Consider the following 23,976-nt stretch of genomic DNA (forward strand, 5'->3'; position numbering starts at 1 on the left):
AGCATGCTTCAACCGGCAACGCTAAAGTTGCTGAACCCGAACTCGATCCTCCGGATCGGGCGGGCGCGGAGACGACAGAGAGGAGGAGTTCTCATGGTTCTCGTTCGTCAGGAAATCGGCGATGTGCTTCGGGACTTCCGCTTGCAGAAGGGCCGGACCCTCCGTCAGGTCGCGTCCAAGGCCAGTGTGGCTCTCGGGTACCTCAGTGAGGTCGAGCGTGGTCAGAAAGAGGCCAGCTCGGAGATCCTCGCGTCCGTTGCGGATGCGCTGGACACCCCCATCTCCACGATCATGCGCGAAGTGGGCGACCGCCTCGCGATCGTCGAGGGACTCACTCCCGTCCCCGACACGCTCCCGGACGACCTCGTCGCCGAGTTCGACAACGACCTCGCGGTGCGCTGAGCGCCTCGCACTGAACGCCCCCGCCGGAACCTCCCGGCGGGGGCGTTCTGCGTTCGGGGACGCTTTAGGCTTGTCGGATGCGGGTGAGTGAGTTCTGGCGTGCCGTCGACCAGGTGTTCGGCGAGGCCTACGGATCCGTGGTCAGCCGTGACGTCGTGCTCGAGGACCTCGGTGGCCGCTCGGCTGTGGATGCCCTCGCCGCCGGCATCGACGCCCGTCGGGTGTGGGATGCCCTCTGTGACTCGCAGGACGTCCCGCTCGACCGGCGGCACGGCAAGGGGTTGGCCGAGCCGCAGAACTGAGGCGTCCGCGCTCCGTCGCGCCAACGCCACCGCCCGAAACTGTGTTCGGCGTGTTGCTCGAACGGGTGTTCGATCGGTGGTACGTTCCTCCACAGCGGCGTCGCCCGGGTGTTCCATCCACAGATCGCGTGACCGTCGGCAGTGATGTCGGTGGCCAGCCATAGGTTGATGGACATCGGGAACAGCCCGAAGCCTTGTCGCAGAACCATCGGCCTTGCACCACCGGCCGGCGTGGACGCGACAGCCTACAGGCGGCCGAACACGAGCACGAAGGAGCACCCCATGCCATCACCGGCAGACCGCGAAAAGGCCCTCGAGACCGCACTCGCACAGATCGACAGGCAGTTCGGCAAGGGTGCGATCATGCGCCTCGGTTCGGACGAACGCGCACCCGTCAACGTCATCCAGACCGGGTCGGTGGCGCTGGACGTCGCGCTCGGCATCGGGGGACTGCCCCGCGGCCGCATCGTCGAGATCTACGGCCCGGAGTCCTCGGGTAAGACGACCCTCACCATCCACGCCATCGCCAACGCCCAGCGCGCCGGTGGCATCGCGGCCTTCATCGACGCCGAGCACGCGCTCGACCCGGAGTACGCCAAGAAGCTCGGTGTCGACATCGACGCCCTGCTCGTGTCGCAGCCGGACACCGCCGAGCAGGCGCTCGAGATCGCGGACATGCTCGTCCGCTCCGGCTCGATCGACCTCATCGTGATCGACTCGGTCGCAGCACTGGTGCCGCGCGCCGAGATCGAGGGCGAGATGGGTGACTCCCACGTCGGTCTGCAGGCCCGCCTCATGTCCCAGGCGCTGCGCAAGCTCGCCGGTGGGCTGAACCAGACGCAGACCACGATGATCTTCATCAACCAGCTGCGCGAGAAGATCGGTGTGTTCTTCGGTTCCCCGGAGACCACCTCGGGCGGTAAGGCACTGAAGTTCTACGCGTCCGTCCGCCTCGACATCCGTCGCATCGAGACGCTCAAGAGCGGCACCGACGCGGTGGGCAACCGCACGCGTGTCAAGGTCGTCAAGAACAAGATGGCGCCGCCCTTCAAGCAGGCCGAGTTCGACATCCTGTACGGCGTCGGCATCTCGCGCGAAGGCTCGCTGCTCGACTTCGGTGTCGACCACGGCATCGTCAAGAAGTCGGGTGCCTGGTACACCTACGACGGCGACCAGCTCGGGCAGGGCAAGGAGAACTCGCGTTCCTTCCTGATCCAGAACCCCGACACCGCGGCTGAGATCGAGGGCAAGATCCTCGCCAAGCTCGGCGTCGGTGGCGCCAAGGCGGAAGAGGCTCCGGTCGAGTCGATCGCGCCGAAGCTCGCGGAGCGCAAGGGCGCGTGAGCACCGACCACGACGACGACGGCCTCGCACCGGTCACCGACCTGTTCGGTGCGAGGTCCCGTCGTCGGGCCCCGGCAGCTGCGGAGCCCACCCCCGAACCCGAGCAGACGGTGCCCAGCATTCCGGAGCCCGTGCTCGAGGACGATGCGGACACCCCCGTCCCGTTGCCCATCCTCGGGCCGCGTGGACAGGCCGACTGGGTCTCGCCGGTCATCGGCGACGGTTCCGGCCGGACCGCGCGGGCCGAGCAGGACGGCTACGGCGACGACGGGGCGGACGCCACGACGGCGTCGGTCTTCTCGATCGCCGGTGGCGAAGAACTCGACCCTGCGGATGCTCCGCGTCCCCTCGAGGAGCAGCGCGCCGACGCCGAGCGGCTCAGCATGCGGGCGCTCGGCCGCAAGGGCGTGAGCGAGTCCGAGATGCGGACACTGCTCACCCAGCAAGACCTCGACCCCGACGTGGTCGAGCACGAGATCGAACGCCTGACCCGCGTCGGGCTGCTCGACGACGTCGCCCTCGCCACCGACCTGGTGGACCGCCTGCACGCCCGCAAGGGTCTGGGGCGGCAGGGCGTGGTCACCGAGCTGCGTCGTCGTGGCATCGACCAGATCGCGATCGACACCGCGCTCGACGAAGCCGCCGATGACGAGGACGACGAGTTCATCCGCGCCCAGGAGCTCGCCGACAAGCGTGCGCCGCAGATGCGTGGGCTCGACCGTGCGACCGCCGAGCGTCGGTTGTCGGGGTTCCTGATGCGCAAGGGCTACGGCTCGGGCGTGGTTCGGATCGCCGTCCAGCGGGCCCTCGACGGCGGCGGACGCCGCCCTCCGACGGGCCGCGGGACCGTGCGCTTCGAGTAGTCGCCCCGACCTACACTGGGACGACCATGGCCACCGTCGCAGCGCGCCAGCGCACCTACGAAGTCCGCACCTACGGGTGCCAGATGAACGTCCACGACTCCGAGCGGCTGAGCGGGTCGCTGCAGGCAGCGGGCTACACGGCGGCCGACGGCGAGCAGGCCGACGTCGTCGTGATCAACACCTGTGCGGTGCGCGAGAACGCGGACAACCGTCTGTACGGCAACCTGGGACAGCTCGCCGGCATCAAGCGCGACCACCCCGGCATGCAGATCGCCGTCGGTGGGTGCCTGGCGCAGAAGGACAAGAACGTCATCCTCGAGAAGGCGCCGTGGGTGGACGTGGTCTTCGGCACGCACAACATGGGCTCGTTGCCGACGCTGCTCGAACGTGCGCGGCACAACGACGAGGCGCAGATCGAGATCCTCGAAGCGCTCGACGTGTTCCCGTCGACGCTGCCGACCAAGCGCGACTCGACCCACAGCGGGTGGGTGTCGATCTCGGTCGGGTGCAACAACACGTGCACGTTCTGCATCGTCCCGTCGCTCCGCGGCAAGGAGAAGGACCGCCGCCCGGGTGACGTCCTGGCCGAGATCCAGGCGCTCGTCGACGACGGTGCGATCGAGGTCACGCTGCTCGGGCAGAACGTGAACTCGTACGGGGTCGAGTTCGGCGACCGTCAGGCGTTCGGCAAGCTGCTGCGCGCGGCCGGCACCATCGACGGCCTCGAGCGCATCCGCTTCACGAGCCCGCACCCGGCAGCCTTCACCGACGACGTCATCGACGCCATGGCCGAGACCCCGAACGTCATGCCGCAGCTGCACATGCCGTTGCAGTCCGGGTCCGACCGGGTCCTCAAGGCGATGCGGCGGAGCTACCGGAGCGAGCGGTTCCTCGGCATCCTCGACCGGGTGCGCGCCAAGATCCCGAACGCGGCGATCTCGACCGACATCATCGTCGGGTTCCCCGGCGAGACGGAAGAGGACTTCGCGGACACCCTCCGCGTCGTCGAGCAGGCACGGTTCGCCAGCGCCTTCACCTTCCAGTACTCGATCCGTCCCGGCACCCCGGCAGCGACGATGGACGACCAGCTGCCGAAGCACGTCGTGCAGGAGCGGTACGAGCGGCTCGTCGCGCTGCAAGAACGCATCACCGCGGAAGAGAACGCCGCGCAGGTCGGCCGGAGCGTCGAGGTCCTCGTCGCGACGGGCGAGGGGCGGAAGGACGACGCCACCCGCCGGTTGTCCGGACGCGCCGAGGACTCGCGGCTCGTGCACTTCGCCGTGCCGGAGGGCTCCGCGGTCCCGCGACCCGGCGACGTCGTGACGGTCGAGATCACCCGAGCGGCCCCGCACTTCCTGATCGCCGACGACGACGCTCCGCTGCGCATCCGACGCACCCGTGCGGGCGACGCCTGGGACCGCGCCGAGGCCGAGAGCTGCGGCGTGCCGACCCCGGCGGCGCCCGGCGACGGTCCGCGCCCGGTGTCGCTCGGGCTGCCGACGCTCCGTGTCGGGCGCTGACGCCCCCGTCGGGGACGGCCCCGAGCGCGACCCGGTCCAGTACCGCGGGCTCGACGCCGCCGACGCTGATCTGATCGCCGTCGTCGGGGCGACCGGGACAGGCAAGTCCGACCTCGGGATCGCGATCGCCGAACGCCTCCGCGCCGCCGGCCGGAACGCCGAGATCGTCAACGCCGACGCCATGCAGCTGTACCGGGGCATGGACATCGGCACCGCGAAGCTGTCGTTCGACGAACGGCACGGCGTCCCGCACCACCAACTCGACGTGCTCGACGTCACCGACGAGGCGAGCGTCGCCGCGTACCAGGTGGCTGCCCGAGCCGACGTGGACCGGATCCAGGCGGACGGCGGCGTCGCCGTGCTCGTCGGGGGCAGCGGGCTCTACGTGTCCTCCGTCCTGTTCGACCTGGCGTTCCCCGGCACCGACCCGGAACTCCGCGCGCAGCTCGAGCGCGAGCACGACGCGCTCGGTCCGGGCATCCTGCTCGAGCGGCTCCGCGGCCTGGACCCGGCGGCCGCAGCGACGATCGATGCACGCAACCCACGGCGGTTGATCCGGGCACTCGAGATCGCGAGCCGATCCGAGGTGGTGACCCCGAGCCTCCCGTCCGCGCCCCGCGCCTGGCGACCGTCCCGCATCCTGCACCTGCGACGGGATCGTGAGCAGCTCGTCGCGGCGCTGCACACGCGTGCAGCGGGCATGTTCGCCGCGGGGCTCGTCGACGAGGTCGCGGCTCTGCGCGAGCAGGGCATCGAAGACGGGAAGACCGCGCGGGCCGCGATCGGGTACTCGCAGGCGCTCGACGTGCTGCGGGGGACCTTCACGATCGAGGCCGCGGTCGAGGCGACCGGGATCGCGACGCGCAAGTACGCCCGACGGCAGGTGTCCTGGTTCCGCCGCTACGCCGTCGCCGAGACCCTCGACGTCACCGGAGCCGACCGCGGAGACCTGTCGGAACTGGCCCGTAGGATCGTCCCGTGACCGAGCTGCACTTCACCAAGGGCCAGGGGACCGGCAACGACTTCGTCCTGTTCGCCGACCCCGACGCCACCGTCGACCTGACCCCCGAGCGGATCCGCGCGATCGCGGACCGACGCTTCGGCGTGGGCGGCGACGGCGTGATCCGTGCGGTGCGGTCCGAATCGATCCCCGAAGGACGCGCCCTGGTGGCCGTCGAACCCGCGGCGACGTGGTTCATGGACTACCACAACGCCGACGGCACGGTCGCCGAGATGTGCGGCAACGGGATCCGGGTGTTCGCGCGGTACATGACCGAGTCCGGCCTGGTCGAGCTCGCACCCGGCGAGACCCTGACGGTCGGCAGCCGCAAGGGCCTGGTCGACATCCAGCGGACCACCAACGGCTTCGCTGCCGACCTCGGCCGGTGGGGGCTGGGCATCGAGGACGGCGGCTCCGACGACGTCATGGTGCGCGCCAAGAACCTCGACGGTGCCCGGCCCGGCATCGGCATCGACGTCGGCAACCCGCACGTGGTCGTCGCCGTCGCGACCGAGGACGAACTCGCCGACCTCGACCTGACCTTCCTGCCCGTGCTCGACCCGGCGCCCGAGCACGGTGCCAACGTCGAGTTCGTGCTGCCCGGCGACCCCCTGATCAACGACGGCGTCGGCGAGATCACGATGCGGGTGCACGAGCGGGGCAGCGGCGAGACGCTGTCGTGCGGCACCGGTGCGGTGGCTGCGGCCCTCGCGACGCGGTACTGGGTGGGCTCCGGTGCGCCGGACACCTGGCGCGTGCGGGTTCCCGGTGGCGTCGTGACGGTGCGGATGTTCGCGGCGGAGGACGGCGAGCACGTGTCGCTGTCCGGGCCCGCCGAGCTGGTGTTCTCCGGCGACCTGACGGTCTGACGCGGGGCGCGGGGGCCGCGGCGTGCGGGGCGGGGCCGCGTGGCGCGCTTCGCTTCGTGAGCAGAAATGGTCGCGTGCGCTGCGGCGACTCGACCATTTCTGCTCACGAAGTGGCGCGGGCGGCGCGGCGCGGCGCGGCGCGGGCGGCGCGCGGCGCCCGGCGCGGCGCGCGCCCGCCTACGCCGTCCGGCGCACTCGGATGACGCGGAACCCCTTGTCGGTGGACGCCCGCGCGACGTGGAACCCTGCCCCGAGCGCACCGACGAGCCACTTCTGCAACGAGTCGCCCCCGAGGTCCTTCGACACCACGAGCCAGGCGTCGCCCTCGACCTCGAGCCGGGGCAGCCACGTCAGCAGGATCTCGTGGAGTTCGTCCTTGCCGACGCGGATCGGCGGGTTCGACCAGATCGTCCGGAACCGCAGGTCGTCCGGGACGTCGTCGGGCAGGGCGATGGTGACGTTCGACGCACCGGCGGCCTCAGCATTGGTCCGCGCCAACCCGAGCACCCGTTCGTTGACGTCGACGCCCCACACCGACGCGTCGGGGGAGTGCAACGCCATCGTGATCGCGATCGGGCCCCAGCCGCAGCCGACGTCGAGCAGGGCGCCGTCGTGCGCGGGCGGCGGGACGGAACCGAGCAGCACGCGGGTGCCGCGGTCGAGGCCGTCCGGGCTGAAGACCCCTGCGGCCGTGGTCAGCGTGAGCGACCGGCCGGCGAGGGTGACGTCGATCTGGCGTTCGCGGGTGTCCGATGACGGGTTCGCGGAGAAGTAGTGGTCGTTCGCCATGGATGAACCGTAGCGGGAACCCGGTGTGTCCGAGGCCCGCCGGAGGTACCCTGTGGACAGGATGACGGATACCCATCAGCAGAACGACCAGACCAACGACGACAGCGCAGACGGTGTCGTCGAACGGGTGTTGCGCAACGCCGATCGCCGCGCAGCATCGTCCATCTTCGCCCCTGCCCAGGCGATCCAGACCCGCTCGGTCGACGAGCACGGGTGGGACGGCGACGGCGACCAGTACGACCGTGAGGACCGGGCGGCCCTGCGCCGCGTCGCCGGCCTCTCCACCGAGCTCGAGGACGTCACCGAGGTCGAGTACCGCCAGCTGCGGCTCGAGCAGGTCGTCCTGATCGGCGTGTACCCGCACGGTGACGCGCAGGACGCCGAGAACTCCCTGCGGGAGCTGTCCGCCCTGGCCGAGACCGCCGGCGCGGTGGTCCTCGACGGGCTCCTCCAGCGTCGACCGAACCCCGACCCGGCGACCTACCTCGGCAAGGGCAAGGCGGAAGAGCTCGCGATGGTCGTCAAGGCCACCGGCGCCGACACGGTGATCGCGGACACCGAGCTCGCCCCGTCGCAGCGCCGCGCGCTCGAGGACGTCGTGAAGGTCAAGGTCATCGACCGCACGGCCGTGATCCTCGACATCTTCAGCCAGCACGCGAAGACCCGAGAGGGCAAGGCACAGGTCGAGCTCGCGCAGCTCCAGTACCTGCTGCCCCGACTGCGCGGCTGGGGTGACTCGATGTCCCGGCAGGCCGGTGGTCAGGTCTCCGGCGGTGCGGGCATGGGTTCGCGTGGTCCCGGTGAGACGAAGATCGAGCTCGACCGACGTCGCATCCACACCCGCATGTCGAAGCTCCGCCGCCAGATCGCCGGGTTCCGTCCCGCGCGCGAGGCGAAGCGTGCCGACCGTCACCGCAACGAGGTGCCGAGCGTCGCGATCGCCGGCTACACGAACGCGGGCAAGTCCTCGCTCCTGAACCGTCTGACGAGCGCCGGCGTGCTGGTGCAGAACCAGCTGTTCGCGACGCTGGACGCCACGGTCCGCCGGACCGAGAGCACCAAGGGCCGCGAGTTCACGTTCGTGGACACGGTCGGCTTCGTCCGGAACCTGCCGCACCAGCTGGTCGAGGCGTTCCGCTCCACCCTCGAGGAGGTCGGCGAGGCCGACGTCATCGTGCACGTGGTCGACGGCTCGCACCCCGACCCCGGGGCGCAGCTCGCGACCGTGCGCGAGGTCATCGGCGACGTCGGCGCGCACGACATCCCCGAGATCGTCGTGTTCAACAAGGCCGACCTGATCGACGACGCGCAGCGCCTGGTCCTGATCGGGCTCGCCTCGGACGCCGTCTTCGTGTCGGCCCGCACGGGTGAGGGGATCCCGGAGCTCCTCCGCACCATCGAGGAGCGCCTGCCGGAGCCCGACGTCGAGCTCACGGTGGTCGTGCCCTACGACCGGGGTGACCTCGTCTCCACGCTGCACGACGCCGGCGCGGTCGACTCGGTCGACTACGTCGAGGACGGCACCCGCCTGCGCGTGCGCGTCTTCCAGCGGCAGGTCGCGGAGCTCGATCCGTACGTGGTCGCGCCCGTCACGTCCTGACGGCCGGTACCGGCTGACGGCCGGGAGGCCCGCCCAGCGTCCGTCGGGCGGGTTCCTTCCGGCCGCGGTTCCGTTCAACGCCGCACAACCGCAATCGGCTCGGACCACGAGATCTCGTGGTTCGAGCCGATTGTGGTTGTGCGCGGGTCTGCCCGTCGTGGGTCAGTGCCCGGCGTGCTTCAGAGGGAGCGGAGGACTGCGACGACCTTGCCGAGCACCGAGGCCGCGTCGCCGAGGATCGGCTCGAACGCGGTGTTGCGGGGGAGCAGCCACGTGTGGCCGTCGCGCTGGCGGAAGACCTTGACGGTCGCTTCTTCGTCGAGCATCGCGGCGACGATGTCACCGTTCTCGGCGGTCTGCTGCGCACGGACGACCACCCAGTCGCCGTCGCAGATCGCGGCGTCGATCATCGACTCGCCGACGACCTTGAGCATGAAGAGGTCGCCCGAGCCGACGAGCTGCCGGGGGAGCGGGACGATCTCGTCGACGTGCTGCTCCGCCGTGATCGGGACACCGGCGGCGATCCGGCCGACCAGCGGCACGAGGGTCGTGGCGTCGACGTCGGGTCCGGTGACGTCCGGCGTGGGTTCGTCGACCAGGACCTCGAGCGCACGGGGACGGTTCGGGTCGCGGCGGATCCAGCCGCCGAGTTCGAGCTGGCCGAGCTGGTGGGACACGCTCGACAGCGAGGAGAGCCCGGCTGCGTCGCCGATCTCGCGCATGCTCGGCGGGTAGCCCCGAGAGGCGATGGACGCGCGGATGGCGTCGAGGATCGTCTGCTGCTTCGCGGTCAGCGGCTTCTGGCCCCGCAGTTCGTCCACCACGTCGTCTCGCTTTCGTCGGTGCTGAGCGGCCGTGGCGGGAATGTCGGTGGTCCCCGTTTGACTTGTCCCAGTCGATCGAAACAGTATCCGACCGGTCAACCCCGGACAAACACCTGTTCGAGCGTGTCGCAAGAAAACCCCGCAGAAATCCTCTCCCAGGGCTTGTGCGTCGTCTGATTCGAAACTATGTTCGGTACACGACTTCGGTTCACCCGAACGGGAAGGCAAGAACGACATGAGCACCATCGCCATCGCTGACATCCAGCGCACCGCGGCCCCCGCCGTGCGCGTCCGCCTGCGCCTGACGCGCCGCGGGCGCATCGTCTTCACGACGCTCGCCGCGCTCCCCCTCCTCATCGTCGTCGCCTTCTTCGTCCTGAACGGCGGCCAGGCGTCCGCCGGTGACGCCGCCGCTGGTGGCGCTCGGACGCAGTTCGACACGGTCACGATCCAGCCGGGTGAGACGCTCTGGCAGCTGGCCGAGGACACCGCGCCGAACGCCGACCCGCGCGACTTCGTGCAGGACGTCATCAGCCTCAACGCCCTCGACGGCTCCGGGCTCCAGGCCGGCGAGCAGATCGCCATCCCGACGAAGTACACCTCCGGCCAGTAGCCGCGGCGAGTGGTCGAGGGCAGTCCCGTCCGGACGGCTGGTCGTCCGGTGGCCACAGCGGCCTACGATGGATCGGTGGCATTCACGCTGGAAGACCTCCCGATCCGAGACGACCTCCGCGGTCAGAGCCCCTACGGCGCTCCGCAGAAGCACGTCCGCGTCCAGCTGAACGTCAACGAGAACACGCATCCCGTGCCGGACGACGTGGCTGACGACATCATCGCCTCGATCCGACAGGCGCTCGCGACGGTGAACCGCTACCCGGACCGCGAGTTCACGGAGCTCCGCGAGTCGCTGGCGGGGTACCTCGGCCACGGTCTGTCGGCAGAACAGCTGTGGGCGGCGAACGGCTCGAACGAGGTCCTCCAGCAGCTGTTGCAGGCCTTCGGTGGCCCGGGGCGTTCCGTCCTCGGGTTCCCGCCCACCTACTCGATGCACTCGATCCTGGCGTCCGGCACCGGCACGACCTGGATCCCGGCGCAGCGCGACGACGAGTTCCGCATCTCACCCGAGACCGTCGTGGCGGCGATCGAGCAGCACCGACCGGACATCGTGTTCCTGTGCGGGCCGAACAACCCCACGGGAACACCGCTGCCGATCGAGACGATCGAGGCCGCGTACGCCGCGACCGACGGCATCGTGATGGTGGACGAGGCCTACGCCGAGTTCATGCCGGCCGACGTGCCGAGTGCCCTCACGCTGCTGCCCGGGCGGGAGCGACTCGTGGTCTCCCGGACCATGAGCAAGGCGTTCGCGTTCGCCGGTGCACGGGTCGGCTACATGGCGGCACACCCCGCCGTGATCGATGCCGTCCGCCTCGTCCGGCTGCCGTACCACCTGTCGGTCCTGACGCAGGCGGCCGCCGTCGCCGCACTGCGCCACGCGCCCGAGATGCTCGCGATGGTCGACGACATCAAGCAGCAGCGCGACCGGATGGTGACCGAGCTGCAGGCCATGGGCTACCGGACCTACGACACCTGGTCGAACTTCGTCCTGTTCGGTGGGGTCGCCGACCCGCACGCTGCGTTCGAGTCGCTGCTCGAGCGGGACGTCATCGTGCGCGACCTCGGCATCCCGAACCACCTGCGCGTGAGTGCCGGCACGGAAGAGGAGACCACCGCGTTCCTCGACGCCATGCGGCAGGTCGCCGCCGAGCAGCCGCCGGTTAGGGTTGGGGCATGACCGCCCGTACCGCCTCGATCAGCCGCAGCACGAGCGAATCGAGCGTCGAACTCGAGCTCGACCTCGACGGCACCGGTTCGTCCGACGTCTCGACGAGCGTGCCGTTCTTCGACCACATGCTGACCGCGTTCAGCAAGCACTCGCTCATCGACCTGCGCGTGCGCTCGACCGGTGACACCGACATCGACGTGCACCACACGGTCGAGGACACCGGCATCGTGCTCGGGCAGGCGCTCAAGCAGGCCCTCGGCGACCGGTCCGGCATCGGCCGGTACGGCGACGCCCTCGTGCCCCTCGACGAAGCGCTGGCCCAGGCGGTCGTCGACGTCTCCGGGCGCCCGTTCCTCGTGCACTCGGGTGAGCCCGAGGGGTTCGAGTTCCACCGCATCGGCGGTCACTTCACCGGGTCGATGATCCGCCACGTGTTCGAGGCGATCACGTTCAACGCGGGCATCACCGTGCACGTCCGCGTGCTCGGTGGCCGCGACCCGCACCACATCGCCGAAGCCGAGTTCAAGGCGTTCGCGCGTGCGATGCGCAAGGCAGTCGAGCTCGATCCGCGCGTCGACGGCATCCCCTCCACCAAGGGCGCACTGTGACCGCGAAGCCGAACGTCGTCGTCCTCGACTACGGGTCGGGCAACGTCCACTCCGCCGCCAAGGCACTCGAGCGGGCCGGGGCCGAGGTCACGTTGACCTCCGACAAGCAGGCGGCGCTCCGTGCCGACGGCCTGCTCGTACCCGGGGTCGGGGCGTTCGCCGCGGTCATCGACCAGCTCGAGGGCGTCCAGGGCGGCGAGATCGTGGACCACCGTCTGGCCGGTGGTCGTCCGGTACTCGGCATCTGCGTGGGCATGCAGGTGTTGTTCTCCCGCGGCATCGAACGCGGAGCCGACGTCGAGGGTCTGGGACAGTGGCCCGGCACCGTCGAGCAGCTCCAAGCCGAGGTCCTGCCGCACATGGGCTGGAACACCGTCCAGGCACCAGAGAACTCGGTGCTGTTCGACGGGCTGCACGACGAGCGGTTCTACTTCGTGCACTCGTACGGCGTGACCGACTTCCCGCTCGACGCCTACGGCCCGTTCCGTGCCCCTGGCCTGACGTGGGCCGAACACGGACAGCGGTTCATCGCCGCGGTCGAGAACGGGCCGCTCACCGCGACCCAGTTCCACCCCGAGAAGTCCGGCGAGCCGGGCATCCGCCTGCTGACCAACTGGGTGCGCTCGCTCTGAACCCGGCCCGCGACTGGCGCGACGGCGCCGCCGGACGCGCCACGGGCCTCCAGGCCGAACCCCGCACCTTCACCACCGCCCCTTCTCCACCGTGACGAAACCGACAGGATCATGACCGACCTCACCGACACCTCGCCCCTCGTCCTGCTGCCTGCCGTCGACGTCGTCGATGGCCAGGCCGTCCGGCTGACCCAGGGCGAGGCGGGGAGCGAGACCGGCTACGGCGACCCCGTCGCCGCCGCGCGCACCTGGCGCGACCAGGGCGCGGAGTGGATCCACCTGGTGGACCTCGACGCAGCGTTCGGTCGGGGCGACAACCGCAAGGTCATCGCGCACGCGATCCGCGAGGTCGACGGCGTCTCCGTGGAGCTGTCGGGCGGCATCCGTGACGACGCCTCGCTCGAAGCCGCGCTGGCCACCGGCGCTGCCCGGGTCAACCTCGGCACGGCGGCGCTCGAGAACCCGGACTGGGCCGCTCGGGTGATCGGCGAGTACGGCGAGCAGATCGCCGTCGGGCTCGACGTGCGTGGCACGACCCTCGCCAGCCGTGGCTGGACCGAGGACGCCGGTGACCTGTGGGAGGTCCTCGACCGGCTCGAGGCCGCGGGGTGCGCCCGGTACGTCGTCACCGACGTCACGAAGGACGGCACGCTGCAGGGCCCGAACGTCGAGCTGCTGCGCCAGGTGTGCGACCGGACCGACCAGCCCGTCGTGGCCTCTGGTGGGATCTCGACGCTCGACGACCTGCGGGCGCTGCGCGAGCTCGTGCCGTTCGGGCTCGAGGGCGCGATCATCGGCAAGGCGCTGTACTCCGGGGCGTTCACGCTGCCGGCCGCACTCGACATCGCCTCGGAGTAGCGGCGTGGCGGGGATCTCGAACGGGCGCGGAACCGGTCCGGACGCGGCAACCGGTCCCGACGACGCGCACACCCCGGGTGGCGCGGCGGACTCGGCCGGATTCGCGTGGGAAGGCCGAACGTTCGACCACCACGACACCGCCTTCGCCGACGACGACGGGCTGGCCGACCCGGCGCTGACAGCGGCGATCGCGGGCGTGGCCGCCGGTGCATCGCAGGCGGCGGTCGTTCATGCACTGCGCACCGCCCGGCTGCTCATCCCGCTCATCGCCGAGGCTGGCGACCTCGGCGAGACCGACGCCGGCAAGCTCGTGGACAAGACCCAGGAGCTCTCGATCGTGACGGTCGCCGGGCCGGACGGGCGGAGCGTGATGCCCGCGTTCACCTCGGTCGAAGCAATGCACGTCTGGGACGCCGATGCCCGGCCCGTGCCCGTGGAGTCACGCCGGGTGGCGATGGCCGCGGCGAGCGAGGAAACGCAGCTCGTCGTGCTCGACCCGAAGTCGGCGACCGAGTTCGTGCTGCGCCGTCCCGCGGTGTGGGCGCTCGGTCAGGACCTGCCGTGGACCCCGTGCTTCGAGGACCCCGAGGTCGCCCAGGCGTTCGCCGACTCGGTCGTGGGGGAACGCAGTGTCGCCCGTGTCGAACTGACCCCCGGTGACCCGGTCGGACGCTTCGCCGGCCCGGAGCTGACCGTCGGACTGGCGTTGCACCCCGGGCTCGACCGCGAGCAGGTCGGCGAGCTCGTCGGACGCCTGCAGCAGCGGTGGTCGACGGACGCCGTCATCGCCGAGCGCGTCGACAGCATGCGCGTGGCCCTGCGGGCAGCCTGAGCCGCGTTCGCGTCCGCCGCTGCCACGAGCAACGCAGACCCGGCCGCGCGCGGCGGTGCGGCCCCGGGCCGGCCGACGTCGCCGGTACGATGGCCGGGTGAGCACGAACCCGACGACCAACCCCACCGGCGCGACCTCCATCGGTCCGACGGGTCGTCCTGTCCGGGAGTTCCCCGTGCCCGAGGAACTCGACAGCACCGGCCCTGCGCGCATCATCGCCCTCTGCAACCAGAAGGGCGGCGTCGGCAAGACCACCACGGCGATCAACCTCGGTGCAGCCCTGGCGGAGTACGGCCGCAAGGTCCTGGCCGTCGACTTCGACCCGCAGGGTGCGCTCTCCGCGGGCCTCGGTGTCCGCACGCACGACATCCACACCGTCTACGACCTGCTGATGGGCGCCGTGAAGGACCCGATCCAGGTCATCCAGCCGACGAACACCCCGGGGCTCGACGTGATCCCGGCGAACATCGACCTGTCCGCGGCCGAGGTGCACCTGGTCAACGAGGTCGCCCGCGAGCAGATCCTGGCGAGCGTGCTGCGCAAGGTCGCGAACGACTACGACGTGATCCTGGTCGACTGCCAGCCGTCGCTCGGCCTGCTCACCGTCAACGCCCTGACCGCGGCGCACGGCGTGCTGATCCCGCTCGAGTGCGAGTTCTTCGCCCTGCGCGGTGTCGCCCTGCTCATCGAGACGATCGACAAGGTGCGCGACCGCCTCAACCCGGCGCTGACGCTCGACGGCATCCTGCCCACCATGTACGACTCGCGCACCCTGCACTCGCGCGAGGTCATGGAGCGCGTCGTCGACACCTTCGACGACCGGGTCCTCGACACCGTCATCGGGCGCACCGTGAAGTTCCCGGACGCCACGGTCTCCGCGCGGCCGATCACCCAGACGGCGCCCGACCACGCCGCCGCCCACGCCTACCGGCAGCTCGCACGAGAGCTCGTCCAGCGTGGCGCCGTCGCCTGAGTCGGGGTTCCGGGTCCGACTCACCAACTTCGACGGCCCGTTCGACCTCCTGCTGTCGCTCATCACGAAGCACGAGCTCGACATCACCGAGGTCTCGCTCGGCGCGGTCACTGGCGAGTTCATCCAGTACGTGCGTCAGGCCGAGTCGGCGGACGAACTCGACGAGGCGAGCGAGTTCCTCGTCGTCGCCGCCACCTTGCTCGACCTGAAGATCGTCGGGCTGCTGCCGCAGGGTGAGCTCGTCGATGCCGAGGACGTCGCCCTGCTCGAGGCCCGCGACCTGCTGTTCGCGCGGCTGCTGCAGTACCGGGCGTTCAAGCAGGCCGCCGACTGGTTCGGCGAACGCTGGGGTGTGGAGTCGCGTCGGCACGTCCGGAGCGTCCGGCTCGAGGAGCGGTTCCGCGCCCGCACGCCCGAGCTCGTGTGGACGCTCTCGGTGCAGGACTTCGCCGCACTGGCAGCGCTGGCGTTCGCCCCGCGGGAGATCCCGACGGTCGGACTCGACCACCTGCACGCGCCGCTCATCAGCATCCGCGAACAGGCCGCGATCGTCGTCTCGATCCTGCGGACACGCGACGGCGAGGGGGTCTCGTTCCGCGAACTGGTCGCGGGTGTCGACCAGACGGGTATCGTGGTGGCTCGCTTCCTCGCGATCCTGGAGCTGTACCGGAACGCATCGATCTCGTTCGAACAACTCGAGCCGCTCGGGGAACTCACGCTCCGATGGACCGCCGAGGACTGGTCCGACGAGAGCCTCGCCAACCTGGGAGCCGACTATGACGGATGACGTGCACGACACGTCCAGCGCCGAACCCGGCGGCGCCGACGAGATGGCCGACGCCCGCGCGATCGAGCACGAGATGCACGCGCGCGCCGAGCACGACCACGAGCACGACCGCGCCCCGCAGGCGCACGCGGCGATCCCGATCGATCGCCAGCTCGAGGCGATCCTGATGATCGCGGACGAGCCCCAGTCGCTCGTCGCGCTCGGCGCCGCCGTGAACGCCCCCGTCCCCGCCGTCCGCCAGGCCGTCGAACGCCTCGTCGCGGACTTCGACGGCGTCGACGGCACCACCCGCCGCGGGTTCGAACTCCGCGAGGTCGGCGGCGGCTGGCGCTTCTACGTCCGCCAGGACCTGGACGCCGTCGTCGAGCAGTTCGTCGAGGCCGAGCGTCCCTCGCGCCTGTCGCAGGCCGCACTCGAGACCCTCGCGGTCGTCGCCTACAAGCAACCGATCACGCGATCCCAGATCGCGTCGATCCGCGCCGTCAACGTCGACGGCGTCGTCCGAACGCTGGTCGCGCGCGGTCTCATCGAGGAGTCGTTCACCGACTCCGAGACCGGCGCCATCAACTACGTCACGTCCGATCTGCTCCTGCAGCAGCTCGGCATCAACTCGCTCGACGAGCTGCCGCTCATCTCGCCCCTCCTGGACGACGGTGCGGACGGCTTCGGGCAGAACGAAGGGATCCCCGATGGCCGGGTTTGACGACCGGGGGCGCGGCGCGCCCCGAGACCGAGACGACCGCAACGGACGCTCAGGAGGCCCGGATCGCCCCGGGCGTTCGGCTCCCGGCCGCGGCGGGGCCGGCTCCAGTGCCGGTGGCCGCTCCGGCGGGTACGGTCGCGACGACCGCGGGGGCGCACGTCCGCCGCGTGACGACGACCGTCGTGGCGGCTACCCGCCGCGCGACGACCGTGGTGGCGACCGTGGCGGCTACCGGGGTCGCGATGACCGTAGCTCCGCGCCGCGTGATGACCGTGGTGGGTACCGCGGCCGTGACGACCGCAGCTCGGCTCCGCGCGACGACCGTGGCGGGTACCGGGGCAACTCGGCTCCGCGTGACGACCGCGGTGGGTACCGAGGCCGTGACGACCGTGCCGGCGGCGGCGACCGTGGCGGCTACCGCGGGAACTCCGCGCCGCGCGATGACCGTGGTGGCTACCGCGGGCGCGATGACCGCAGCTCGGCTCCGCGCGATGACCGCGGTGGCTACCGCGGGAACTCCGCGCCGCGTGACGATCGCGGTGGCTACCGGGGTCGCGACGACCGCAGCTCGGCCCCGCGCGACGACCGTGGTGGCTACCGCGGGCGCGACGACCGCAGCGCCGCGCCGCGTGACGACCGTGGTGGGTACCGGGGTCGCGATGACCGCAGCTCGGCCCCGCGCGATGACCGTGGTGGCTACCGGGGCAACTCGGCTCCGCGCGACGATCGCGGTGGGTACCGGGGTCGCGATGACCGCAGCTCCGCGCCGCGCGATGACCGTGGTGGCTACCGGGGCAACTCGGCTCCGCGCGACGATCGCGGTGGGTACCGGGGTCGCGATGACCGCAGCTCGGCACCCCGCGACAACCGTGACGACCGTGGTGGCTACCGCGGCCGCGACGACCGCAGCGCCGCGCCGCGCGACGACCGTGGTGGGTACCGCGGTCGTGACGACCGCAGCTCGGCACCTCGCGACAACCGCGACAGCCGCGAGGACCGCCGCGGCCCCGACGGCCAGCAGAGCCGCGTGTGGCACAATGGCCGCCGCTACGTCGGCGGAACCACGAGCGTCCGCAACAGCGACCGCCCCGGCAAGGGCGGCAACAGCGCGGGCAACCGCACCACGCCGAAGCCGAGCGGTGAGCGCGACAGCCACGGTGCTCCGGTGGAGGGCACGCCCGAACGCCCGATCATCGAAGACTGGGACGCGGCGGACGGGACGGCGTCTGCCGGGGCCGAGCCGGGCCTCCAGGCAGAGGGGGAGCGCCTGCAGAAGGTGATCGCCGCTGCGGGCGTGGCATCTCGCCGCGTCGCGGAGAACCTGATCGTCGAGGGCCGCGTGACGGTCAACGGCCAGGTCGTGGACGCCCTCGGGCGTCGTGTCGACCCCGCGACCGACGCGATCTCGGTCGACGGGGTGCCGGTGCAGATCGACTCCTCGCGGCGGTACATCGTGCTGAACAAGCCGACCGGTGTCGTCTCGAGCCTGCAGGACGAGCGCGGTCGCCGCGACCTGACCGAGTTCGTGGACCGCTACGAGGAGCGCCTGTTCAACGTCGGCCGCCTGGACACCGAGACCTCCGGGCTGCTCGTCCTGACGAACGACGGCGACCTGGCCCACGTGCTCGCGCACCCGTCGTTCGGCGTGCAGAAGACCTACATCGCGAAGGTGCACGGCAACGTGAACCCGGCCGTGGTGCAGCGTCTGACCGAGGGCGTCGAGCTCGAGGACGGTCCGATCAAGGCCGACAAGGTGCGGTTGCTCGAGTCCTCGCGGGGTGAGTCGCTCGTCGAGATCACGCTGCACTCCGGCCGCAACCGGATCGTCCGTCGCATGCTCGAGGCCGTCGACCACCCCGTCCTCGAACTCGTCCGCCGCTCGTTCGGACCGCTGCACCTCGGCAGCCTGCCGCCGGGCAAGATGCGCGAGCTGGGCACGGTCGAGGTCGGCAAGCTGCTCGGCACCGTCCGCGACGCGAAGCCCTCCGCTCGTGACGACCGCGACGTCGACCTCGACCAGGGCGAGGACGACGACTGGGACGACGAGACCGCGGACTGACCGCGACCGGCCTGCGACCGGCCCTCGGGCCGTGACTGCCACCCGGGCGTCGACCGATGCCCGGGTGCCGGTCGGTAGGCTTGCCCGGTGACCGACCTGACCCCACCCGACATCGACCGCCGCGTGCGCGGCCCGGTGCGGGTCGTCGGCACCGGGCTCCTCGGCACCTCGATCGGTCTGGCGCTGCGCGAGAAGGGGGTCGACGTCGTCCTCGACGACGTCTCACCCGGCGCGTTGGCGCTCGCCGTCGACTACGGCGCCGGCCGGCGGCCCGAACCCGGTGACCAGCCGGAACTCGTGGTGGTCGCGGTCCCGCCGGACGTCGTGGCGACCGTCGTCGCCCGCGAACTGTCGGCGTACCCGGACGCCATCGTGACCGACGTCGCGAGCGTCAAGGCCGGACCGTTGGCCGAGCTCGTGGCCGCCGGCGCCGACGTCACCCGCTACATCGGGTCGCACCCGATGGCCGGCCGTGAACGCAGCGGACCGAGCGCCGCCCGCGCCGACCTGTTCGTCGGCAGCCCCTGGGTGATCGCCGGCCACGACGCCATCAGCTACCAGCGCGCCGCCGTGGTCGAGGACCTGGCGCTCGACGTCGGCGCGACCGTCGTGCCGATGGACCCGGCGTCGCACGACCTGGCCGTGGCCTACGTCTCGCACGTGCCGCAGCTCGTGTCGACGCTGATGGCCTCGCGGCTGCGTGACGCCCCGGACGGGTCCCTCGGTCTCGCCGGAGGTGGCGTCCGCGACGTCACCCGTGTCGCCGCGAGCGACCCCGGCCTGTGGGTGCAGATCATCGGCGCGAACGCGGCCAACGTGCGGCGGGTGCTGTCCGACCTGCGCGACGAGCTGAGCGACGTGATCGGGGCGCTGGACGACCCCGCCGCCGCCGGGGCTCCGCGGACCCTGGCCGAGACGATCGCCGCCGGCAACCGTGGGGTCGAACGGCTGCCCGGCAAGCACGGCACCACCAAGCGCTTCGCCCAGGTGGTCGTCCTCGTCGACGACACCCCCGGGCAGATCGCCGCGCTCCTGACGTTCATCGGGGAGATCGGCATCAACCTCGAGGACATGCGCCTCGAGCACTCACCGGGCGCGCAGATCGGCATCGTCGAGGTGTCGGTCCTGCCCGAGCAGGAACAGCGACTCGTCGAGGAACTCGAGGGTCGCGGATGGAGGATCGCAGCAGCATGGGCCTGAACGACACGAACGCAGCGACGAACGACTCCGGTGTGACCGCCGACTCCGGCGTGACCGGCGGACCCGACGGGCCCGACACCGGCCTCCCGACCCCGACCCCCGGTGACGGCGCTCGCGGTGGCGCGGACGGCGGCCCGCTCGGCGGTCCGGCCGGCGGCCTCGGCGAACCCGGCGGCGAGCCCGGTTCGACCAGCGCACCGGTGCCGGCCGGTCTCACCGACGGTGCCTACGTCGCGAAGATCGTCATCGCGGTCGACGGCCCCGCGGGCAGCGGCAAGTCGAGCGTCTCCCGCGCGGCCGCCCGTGCCCTCGGCTACGGCTACCAGGACACCGGCGCCGCCTACCGCGCCCTCGCCTGGCACGCCCTGCAGCAGCGGGTCGACCTCGACGACGCGGCGGCGATCCTGGCGAGCTGGGACACCTTCGACTACGCCATCGGCACCGACCCCGACGACTACTACGTGCGCGTGGGGGAGACCGACGTCACCGACGCGATCCGCACCCCGGACGTGACGGGCGCGGTGGCCCACATCGCGAAGCTCCCCGACGTCCGACACCGCCTCGTGCAGCTGTTCCGGAACGTCATGCGGAAGACCGACGCACCGGGCATCATCACCGAGGGTCGGGACATCACCACGGTGGTCGCACCCGACGCCGAGGTCCGGATCCTGCTGACGGCCGACGAGTCCGTTAGAATGGCCCGGCGCTCGGCGGAGGTCACGACCCAGTCGGCCGCAGAGACCTCCGCCGCACTCGCTCGTCGAGACGCGGCGGACGCGAAGGTCGTCGACTTCATGAACGCCGCAGACGGCGTCACGACGCTCGACTCCACCGACCTCGACTTCGACCAGACCGTGCAGGCGGTCGTCGACCTGGCCCGCGCGGCCACGCACTGACGCACGACCGGACGGCCTCGGCCGCCTGGTCACACCACGGCCGGATCTCCGGCCCGGCCGGGAACGGCCACCGACACCGCGGCTCCGGCCGCTCGCGAGGAACCCACCATGGCTCAGTTGGACAACCCGGACAACGACGACTTCCCCCAGTACGACGACGCCCTCGGCGAGCGGCTCGCCGGACTCGACGAGGCCGAGGCCGAGCAGCGCGCGACCGCGCTCCGTGCCGGACTCGAGGAGTACGACCTCGAGGACGACGACCTCGCCCTGCTCGAGGCCGGTCAGGTCGGCGAGGACGGCGTCCACTACCTGCCCGCCTACCCGGTGCTCGCGATCGTCGGCCGCCCGAACGTCGGCAAGTCCGCGCTCGTCAACCGCATCCTCGGTCGTCGCGAGGCCGTCGTGCAGGACGTCCCCGGCGTCACGCGTGACCGCGTCAGCTACAAGGCAGACTGGAACGACAAGCGCTTCACTCTCGTCGACACGGGCGGCTGGGAGCCCGGCGCCGAGGGCATCAACGCCTCGGTCGCCGCGCAGGCCGAGGTCGCGATCGACCTCGCCGACGCCGTGCTGTTCGTCGTCGACGTCACGGTGGGGATCACCGCCACCGACGAGCACGTCGTCAAGATGCTCCGCGGCACCGACCGCCCCGTCATCGTCGTCGCGAACAAGGCCGACGACGAGCGCCGCGAACTCGACGCCTACGAGCTCTGGAACCTGGGGCTCGGCGAGCCGCACCCCGTGTCGGCCCTGCACGGCCGTGGCGTCGCGGACCTGCTCGACCTGATCATCAAGACGCTGCCCGACACCTCGGCCGTCGCCAAGCAGGAGGTCGGTGGCCCCCGTCGCGTCGCGATCCTCGGCCGCCCGAACGTCGGCAAGAGCTCGCTGCTCAACAAGGCCGCCGGTGAAGAGCGCGTCGTCGTGAACGACATCGCCGGCACCACCCGCGACCCGGTGGACGAGCAGATCGAGCTCGGCGGCAAGGTGTGGCGCTTCGTCGACACCGCCGGTATCCGGAAGCGCGTCCACATGCAGCAGGGCGCCGACTTCTACGCCTCGCTCCGCACCACCGCGGCGCTCGAGAAGGCCGAGGTCGCCGTCGTCGTCCTCGACGTCACCGAGCCCGTCTCCGTGCAGGACCTGCGCATCATCGACCTGGTGCTCGAGTCGGGCCGTGCACTCGTCCTGGCCTACAACAAGTGGGACCTGCTCGACGACGAACGCCGCCGCTACCTCGAGCGCGAGATCGAGCAGGACCTGGCGCACGTCGCCTGGGCCCCGCGCGTCAACATCTCGGCCCGCACCGGCCGCCACCTCGAGAAGCTCGTGCCGGCGCTCGAGACCGCCCTCGCGTCGTGGGACACCCGCATCCCGACGGGCAAGGTCAACGCCTTCATCGCCGAGCTCGTCCAGGAGCACCCCCACCCCGTGCGCGGCGGCAAGCAGCCCCGCATCCTGTTCGGGACCCAGGCGTCGAGCCAGCCGCCGACCTTCGTGCTCTTCACGTCGGCGTTCCTCGACCCGCAGTACCGACGGTTCATCACCCGTCGACTCCGCGAGGTCTGGGGCTTCTCCGGCACCCCGATCAACGTCAACATGCGCGTGCGCGAGCGCCGGAAGCGCTGAGTCGCAGCTCCGTCACACACAACGCCTCCCGTCTGCACGGGGCGCGTTGTGCGTTCGCGTTCGCGTTCGCGTTCGGACGGGAGGCCCGGAGCGCGTCCGCAGCGTCGGCGCGGCATCATGGGACCGTGCGCATCGGGCGGTGGGGAACGGATCGACGTCGGCTCGCCCTGGTGGGTGCCCTCGTCGCCGTGGTCGTCGTCGGCTCGGTGTCACTCTGGGCGGTCTCGCACGCACCGTCCGAGGACGACAACGTCACCCGCTCCGAACGCGCTGCGCCCGTGCCCGAGCCCGCGCAGTCGCCCGCGGAGGGGCTGCGACCCTCGAACGGCCTCGGCGTACCCCTGCCCGAGGCGTCCCCGGCCGTGCAACCCGTCGATTCGTCGCCGATCGAGCCGTGGTGGCGCCGTGTCCCGCCGGTCTCCGGGGACATCGTCGGCATCGACGGCGCCGCTGCCTCGGGCCACGTCCACATCGCGGGGAACACGGGTGACGCGACCCTCGCGGTCGACATCTCGCACCTGAAGACGGGTACGAGCGGCCCGGTCGACGTCGTGTTGTCCGGTGGGACCGTCACCGGAGGCAAGGACCCGGAGTGGACGCCGGCGGGGGAGTCCTTCGACGTCTTCCAGGCCGCCGGCGTCGAGCAGGGGCTGACCGTCGTGCTGAGCGACCCGTGGACCCTGCCCGACGAGGTCCGCTCCCTCGTCCTGCTCGATGCGGCGACCGGCACCGTGCTGGGTGGCGCGGCGCTGGTGCCGAGCGACTGAGCCGGCTGGGCAGCCCTGCGCCGACCCGGAACGACATCGTCGACGTCGTGCGACCTCGAGGACGTCGTTCGGGGTCGGGGTCGGCGACGGCGACAGCGCGGTACGCCGGCGGTCGCTCGATGCGGCACGATGTACTGGTGACGCAGCGCAACGACGGACTCGGTGGCCTCGCCGACCGTCTGTGGTGCCGGCTGCGGCTCGACCGGCTGGCCGGAGGTCGCCAGGGCGGGTACGTCATCCGCCAGGACATGCTCGAGCACCCCGACACCGTGCGCTCGTTCCGGTGGATCCGGTGGCTGCTCGTCGCGGAGACGATCGTCGGACTCGCGGCCATCGTCGTGGCCGTGCTGCTGACGCGCGCGGGGGAGACCGTGCCGTGGGCGGTGTGGTTCCGGGCGACGGTCGTGCTGCTCATCACGCTGACGCTCTACGTGTTCGCGTGGCGGGCGCAGCTCGGGTACTACTGGGCGTACCAGCGAGTGCGGTTGTTCAGCCGGATCTTCCCGATCGTGACGCTCATCGTGGCGGCGATCCCCGGGCTGTACCCGTTCTGGATGGTGATCGAGCAGATCGTGTTCTCGCTGCTCATGATCGGCATCGGCGACGTGCTCACCACCGACCACATGCGCGCCACGTTCCCCAAGCCCGCCCGCCGCTAGCGCCGTCGACCGCCGGCTCCGGCGCCCGCACCACTCTTGCGACAGACCACGCGTCGATCGACTCGTAAACTGTC

Annotated in this window: 26 protein-coding genes; 23 read left to right on the plus strand and 3 right to left on the minus strand. The window is 71.2% G+C overall.

Features of this window, described 5'->3' with window-relative positions; all coding sequences use genetic code 11:
• Nucleotides 1-93 precede the first annotated feature (93 nt).
• The 7 genes from EDF31_RS05900 to dapF all read left to right on the plus strand — a co-directional run bounded on the left by EDF31_RS05900 (nucleotide 94) and on the right by dapF (nucleotide 6,300).
• Complete coding sequence (locus tag EDF31_RS05900; protein ID WP_027464765.1) at nucleotides 94-402, plus strand: helix-turn-helix transcriptional regulator; 309 nt, start codon at nucleotides 94-96, stop codon at nucleotides 400-402.
• Between the two features lie 77 nt (nucleotides 403-479).
• The gene (locus EDF31_RS05905) at nucleotides 480-704 is read left to right on the plus strand and encodes a DUF3046 domain-containing protein (RefSeq protein ID WP_111084594.1); all 225 of its coding nucleotides are present in this window, start codon (nucleotides 480-482) and stop codon (nucleotides 702-704) included.
• A 282-nt stretch (nucleotides 705-986) separates the two neighbouring features.
• Nucleotides 987-2,048: a recombinase RecA gene (gene recA / locus EDF31_RS05910; RefSeq protein WP_111084595.1), complete on the plus strand. Its 1,062-nt coding sequence runs from the start codon at nucleotides 987-989 to the stop codon at nucleotides 2,046-2,048.
• Nucleotides 2,045-2,911: a regulatory protein RecX gene (locus EDF31_RS05915; RefSeq protein ID WP_131845488.1), complete on the plus strand. Its 867-nt coding sequence runs from the start codon at nucleotides 2,045-2,047 to the stop codon at nucleotides 2,909-2,911. Before recA ends, EDF31_RS05915 begins: the two co-directional genes overlap by 4 nt.
• A gap of 26 nt (nucleotides 2,912-2,937) precedes the next feature.
• Nucleotides 2,938-4,431 (plus strand): tRNA (N6-isopentenyl adenosine(37)-C2)-methylthiotransferase MiaB, encoded by a 1,494-nt coding sequence (gene miaB, locus EDF31_RS05920; protein WP_123341028.1) that lies wholly within the window; start codon nucleotides 2,938-2,940, stop codon nucleotides 4,429-4,431.
• Entirely contained in the window at nucleotides 4,418-5,413 is a 996-nt protein-coding gene (gene miaA, locus EDF31_RS05925; RefSeq protein WP_347812684.1) for a tRNA (adenosine(37)-N6)-dimethylallyltransferase MiaA, read from the plus strand. Before miaB ends, miaA begins: the two co-directional genes overlap by 14 nt.
• The gene (gene dapF / locus EDF31_RS05930) at nucleotides 5,410-6,300 is read left to right on the plus strand and encodes a diaminopimelate epimerase (RefSeq protein WP_131845489.1); all 891 of its coding nucleotides are present in this window, start codon (nucleotides 5,410-5,412) and stop codon (nucleotides 6,298-6,300) included. The genes miaA and dapF overlap by 4 nt, the downstream gene beginning before the upstream one ends.
• Before the next feature lie 177 nt (nucleotides 6,301-6,477).
• Here dapF and EDF31_RS05935 read toward each other — a convergent pair whose 3' ends face one another.
• Entirely contained in the window at nucleotides 6,478-7,089 is a 612-nt protein-coding gene (locus EDF31_RS05935) for a methyltransferase (RefSeq protein ID WP_123341026.1), read from the minus strand.
• A 61-nt stretch (nucleotides 7,090-7,150) separates the two neighbouring features.
• Here EDF31_RS05935 and hflX point away from each other — a divergent pair, with 61 nt between their 5' ends.
• Nucleotides 7,151-8,689, plus strand: coding sequence for a GTPase HflX (hflX, locus tag EDF31_RS05940; protein ID WP_111084601.1), 1,539 nt, complete (start codon nucleotides 7,151-7,153; stop codon nucleotides 8,687-8,689).
• Nucleotides 8,690-8,868: 179 nt separating this feature from the next.
• Here hflX and lexA read toward each other — a convergent pair whose 3' ends face one another.
• On the minus strand, nucleotides 8,869-9,513 hold the full coding sequence (gene lexA / locus EDF31_RS05945; RefSeq protein ID WP_123293903.1) for a transcriptional repressor LexA: 645 nt from the start codon (nucleotides 9,511-9,513) through the stop codon (nucleotides 8,869-8,871).
• A gap of 235 nt (nucleotides 9,514-9,748) precedes the next feature.
• Between lexA and EDF31_RS05950 the strand changes: the two genes are divergently transcribed.
• The 9 genes from EDF31_RS05950 to scpB all read left to right on the plus strand — a co-directional run bounded on the left by EDF31_RS05950 (nucleotide 9,749) and on the right by scpB (nucleotide 16,692).
• Nucleotides 9,749-10,126, plus strand: a complete 378-nt coding sequence (locus EDF31_RS05950) for a LysM peptidoglycan-binding domain-containing protein (RefSeq protein WP_111084603.1) — start codon at nucleotides 9,749-9,751, stop codon at nucleotides 10,124-10,126.
• 75 nt (nucleotides 10,127-10,201) lie between these two features.
• Entirely contained in the window at nucleotides 10,202-11,308 is a 1,107-nt protein-coding gene (locus EDF31_RS05955; RefSeq protein WP_131845490.1) for a histidinol-phosphate transaminase, read from the plus strand.
• Nucleotides 11,305-11,907, plus strand: a complete 603-nt coding sequence (gene hisB / locus EDF31_RS05960; RefSeq protein ID WP_131845491.1) for an imidazoleglycerol-phosphate dehydratase HisB — start codon at nucleotides 11,305-11,307, stop codon at nucleotides 11,905-11,907. Before EDF31_RS05955 ends, hisB begins: the two co-directional genes overlap by 4 nt.
• On the plus strand, nucleotides 11,904-12,539 hold the full coding sequence (gene hisH / locus EDF31_RS05965) for an imidazole glycerol phosphate synthase subunit HisH (protein ID WP_123341022.1): 636 nt from the start codon (nucleotides 11,904-11,906) through the stop codon (nucleotides 12,537-12,539). Before hisB ends, hisH begins: the two co-directional genes overlap by 4 nt.
• A 111-nt stretch (nucleotides 12,540-12,650) precedes the next feature.
• A complete protein-coding gene (gene priA / locus EDF31_RS05970) occupies nucleotides 12,651-13,397 on the plus strand; it encodes a bifunctional 1-(5-phosphoribosyl)-5-((5-phosphoribosylamino)methylideneamino)imidazole-4-carboxamide isomerase/phosphoribosylanthranilate isomerase PriA (RefSeq protein ID WP_111084607.1) in 747 nt (248 codons plus the stop codon).
• Between the two features lie 4 nt (nucleotides 13,398-13,401).
• Nucleotides 13,402-14,229, plus strand: coding sequence for an SseB family protein (locus EDF31_RS05975; protein ID WP_131845492.1), 828 nt, complete (start codon nucleotides 13,402-13,404; stop codon nucleotides 14,227-14,229).
• Between the two features lie 97 nt (nucleotides 14,230-14,326).
• The gene (locus EDF31_RS05980; RefSeq protein WP_111084609.1) at nucleotides 14,327-15,202 is read left to right on the plus strand and encodes a ParA family protein; all 876 of its coding nucleotides are present in this window, start codon (nucleotides 14,327-14,329) and stop codon (nucleotides 15,200-15,202) included.
• Complete coding sequence (locus tag EDF31_RS05985; protein WP_111084610.1) at nucleotides 15,186-15,989, plus strand: ScpA family protein; 804 nt, start codon at nucleotides 15,186-15,188, stop codon at nucleotides 15,987-15,989. Before EDF31_RS05980 ends, EDF31_RS05985 begins: the two co-directional genes overlap by 17 nt.
• The gene (gene scpB / locus EDF31_RS05990; RefSeq protein ID WP_243649883.1) at nucleotides 15,979-16,692 is read left to right on the plus strand and encodes an SMC-Scp complex subunit ScpB; all 714 of its coding nucleotides are present in this window, start codon (nucleotides 15,979-15,981) and stop codon (nucleotides 16,690-16,692) included. The genes EDF31_RS05985 and scpB overlap by 11 nt, the downstream gene beginning before the upstream one ends.
• 49 nt (nucleotides 16,693-16,741) lie before the next feature.
• Here scpB and EDF31_RS20290 read toward each other — a convergent pair whose 3' ends face one another.
• The gene (locus tag EDF31_RS20290) at nucleotides 16,742-17,728 is read right to left on the minus strand and encodes a hypothetical protein (RefSeq protein WP_243649885.1); all 987 of its coding nucleotides are present in this window, start codon (nucleotides 17,726-17,728) and stop codon (nucleotides 16,742-16,744) included.
• Between the two features lie 231 nt (nucleotides 17,729-17,959).
• Between EDF31_RS20290 and EDF31_RS20295 the strand changes: the two genes are divergently transcribed.
• From EDF31_RS20295 to EDF31_RS06020, 6 genes are all read left to right on the plus strand, one after another.
• A complete protein-coding gene (locus EDF31_RS20295) occupies nucleotides 17,960-18,751 on the plus strand; it encodes a pseudouridine synthase (RefSeq protein WP_243649904.1) in 792 nt (263 codons plus the stop codon).
• An 87-nt stretch (nucleotides 18,752-18,838) separates the two neighbouring features.
• Entirely contained in the window at nucleotides 18,839-19,951 is a 1,113-nt protein-coding gene (locus EDF31_RS06000; protein ID WP_131845494.1) for a prephenate dehydrogenase, read from the plus strand.
• 239 nt (nucleotides 19,952-20,190) lie between these two features.
• A complete protein-coding gene (gene cmk / locus EDF31_RS06005; protein WP_111084641.1) occupies nucleotides 20,191-20,847 on the plus strand; it encodes a (d)CMP kinase in 657 nt (218 codons plus the stop codon).
• Between the two features lie 108 nt (nucleotides 20,848-20,955).
• Complete coding sequence (der, locus tag EDF31_RS06010) at nucleotides 20,956-22,476, plus strand: ribosome biogenesis GTPase Der (protein ID WP_123293896.1); 1,521 nt, start codon at nucleotides 20,956-20,958, stop codon at nucleotides 22,474-22,476.
• A 125-nt stretch (nucleotides 22,477-22,601) separates the two neighbouring features.
• Entirely contained in the window at nucleotides 22,602-23,243 is a 642-nt protein-coding gene (locus EDF31_RS06015; RefSeq protein WP_131845495.1) for a hypothetical protein, read from the plus strand.
• Between the two features lie 137 nt (nucleotides 23,244-23,380).
• The gene (locus tag EDF31_RS06020) at nucleotides 23,381-23,902 is read left to right on the plus strand and encodes a hypothetical protein (RefSeq protein WP_123293894.1); all 522 of its coding nucleotides are present in this window, start codon (nucleotides 23,381-23,383) and stop codon (nucleotides 23,900-23,902) included.
• Nucleotides 23,903-23,976: the final 74 nt, after the last annotated feature.

Source organism: Curtobacterium sp. PhB142, from assembly GCF_004341255.1.
Taxonomy (GTDB): Bacteria; Actinomycetota; Actinomycetes; order Actinomycetales; family Microbacteriaceae; genus Curtobacterium.

Coding starts and splice junctions, on each gene's coding strand:
- EDF31_RS05900 (WP_027464765.1), top strand. CDS start 94: ATGGTTCTCGTTCGTCAGGAAATCGGCGATGTGCTTCGGGACTTCCGC.
- EDF31_RS05905 (WP_111084594.1), top strand. CDS start 480: ATGCGGGTGAGTGAGTTCTGGCGTGCCGTCGACCAGGTGTTCGGCGAG.
- recA (WP_111084595.1), top strand. CDS start 987: ATGCCATCACCGGCAGACCGCGAAAAGGCCCTCGAGACCGCACTCGCA.
- miaB (WP_123341028.1), top strand. CDS start 2,938: ATGGCCACCGTCGCAGCGCGCCAGCGCACCTACGAAGTCCGCACCTAC.
- EDF31_RS05935 (WP_123341026.1), bottom strand. CDS start 7,089: ATGGCGAACGACCACTACTTCTCCGCGAACCCGTCATCGGACACCCGC.
- hflX (WP_111084601.1), top strand. CDS start 7,151: ATGACGGATACCCATCAGCAGAACGACCAGACCAACGACGACAGCGCA.
- EDF31_RS05950 (WP_111084603.1), top strand. CDS start 9,749: ATGAGCACCATCGCCATCGCTGACATCCAGCGCACCGCGGCCCCCGCC.
- hisB (WP_131845491.1), top strand. CDS start 11,305: ATGACCGCCCGTACCGCCTCGATCAGCCGCAGCACGAGCGAATCGAGC.
- priA (WP_111084607.1), top strand. CDS start 12,651: ATGACCGACCTCACCGACACCTCGCCCCTCGTCCTGCTGCCTGCCGTC.
- scpB (WP_243649883.1), top strand. CDS start 15,979: ATGACGGATGACGTGCACGACACGTCCAGCGCCGAACCCGGCGGCGCC.
- der (WP_123293896.1), top strand. CDS start 20,956: ATGGCTCAGTTGGACAACCCGGACAACGACGACTTCCCCCAGTACGAC.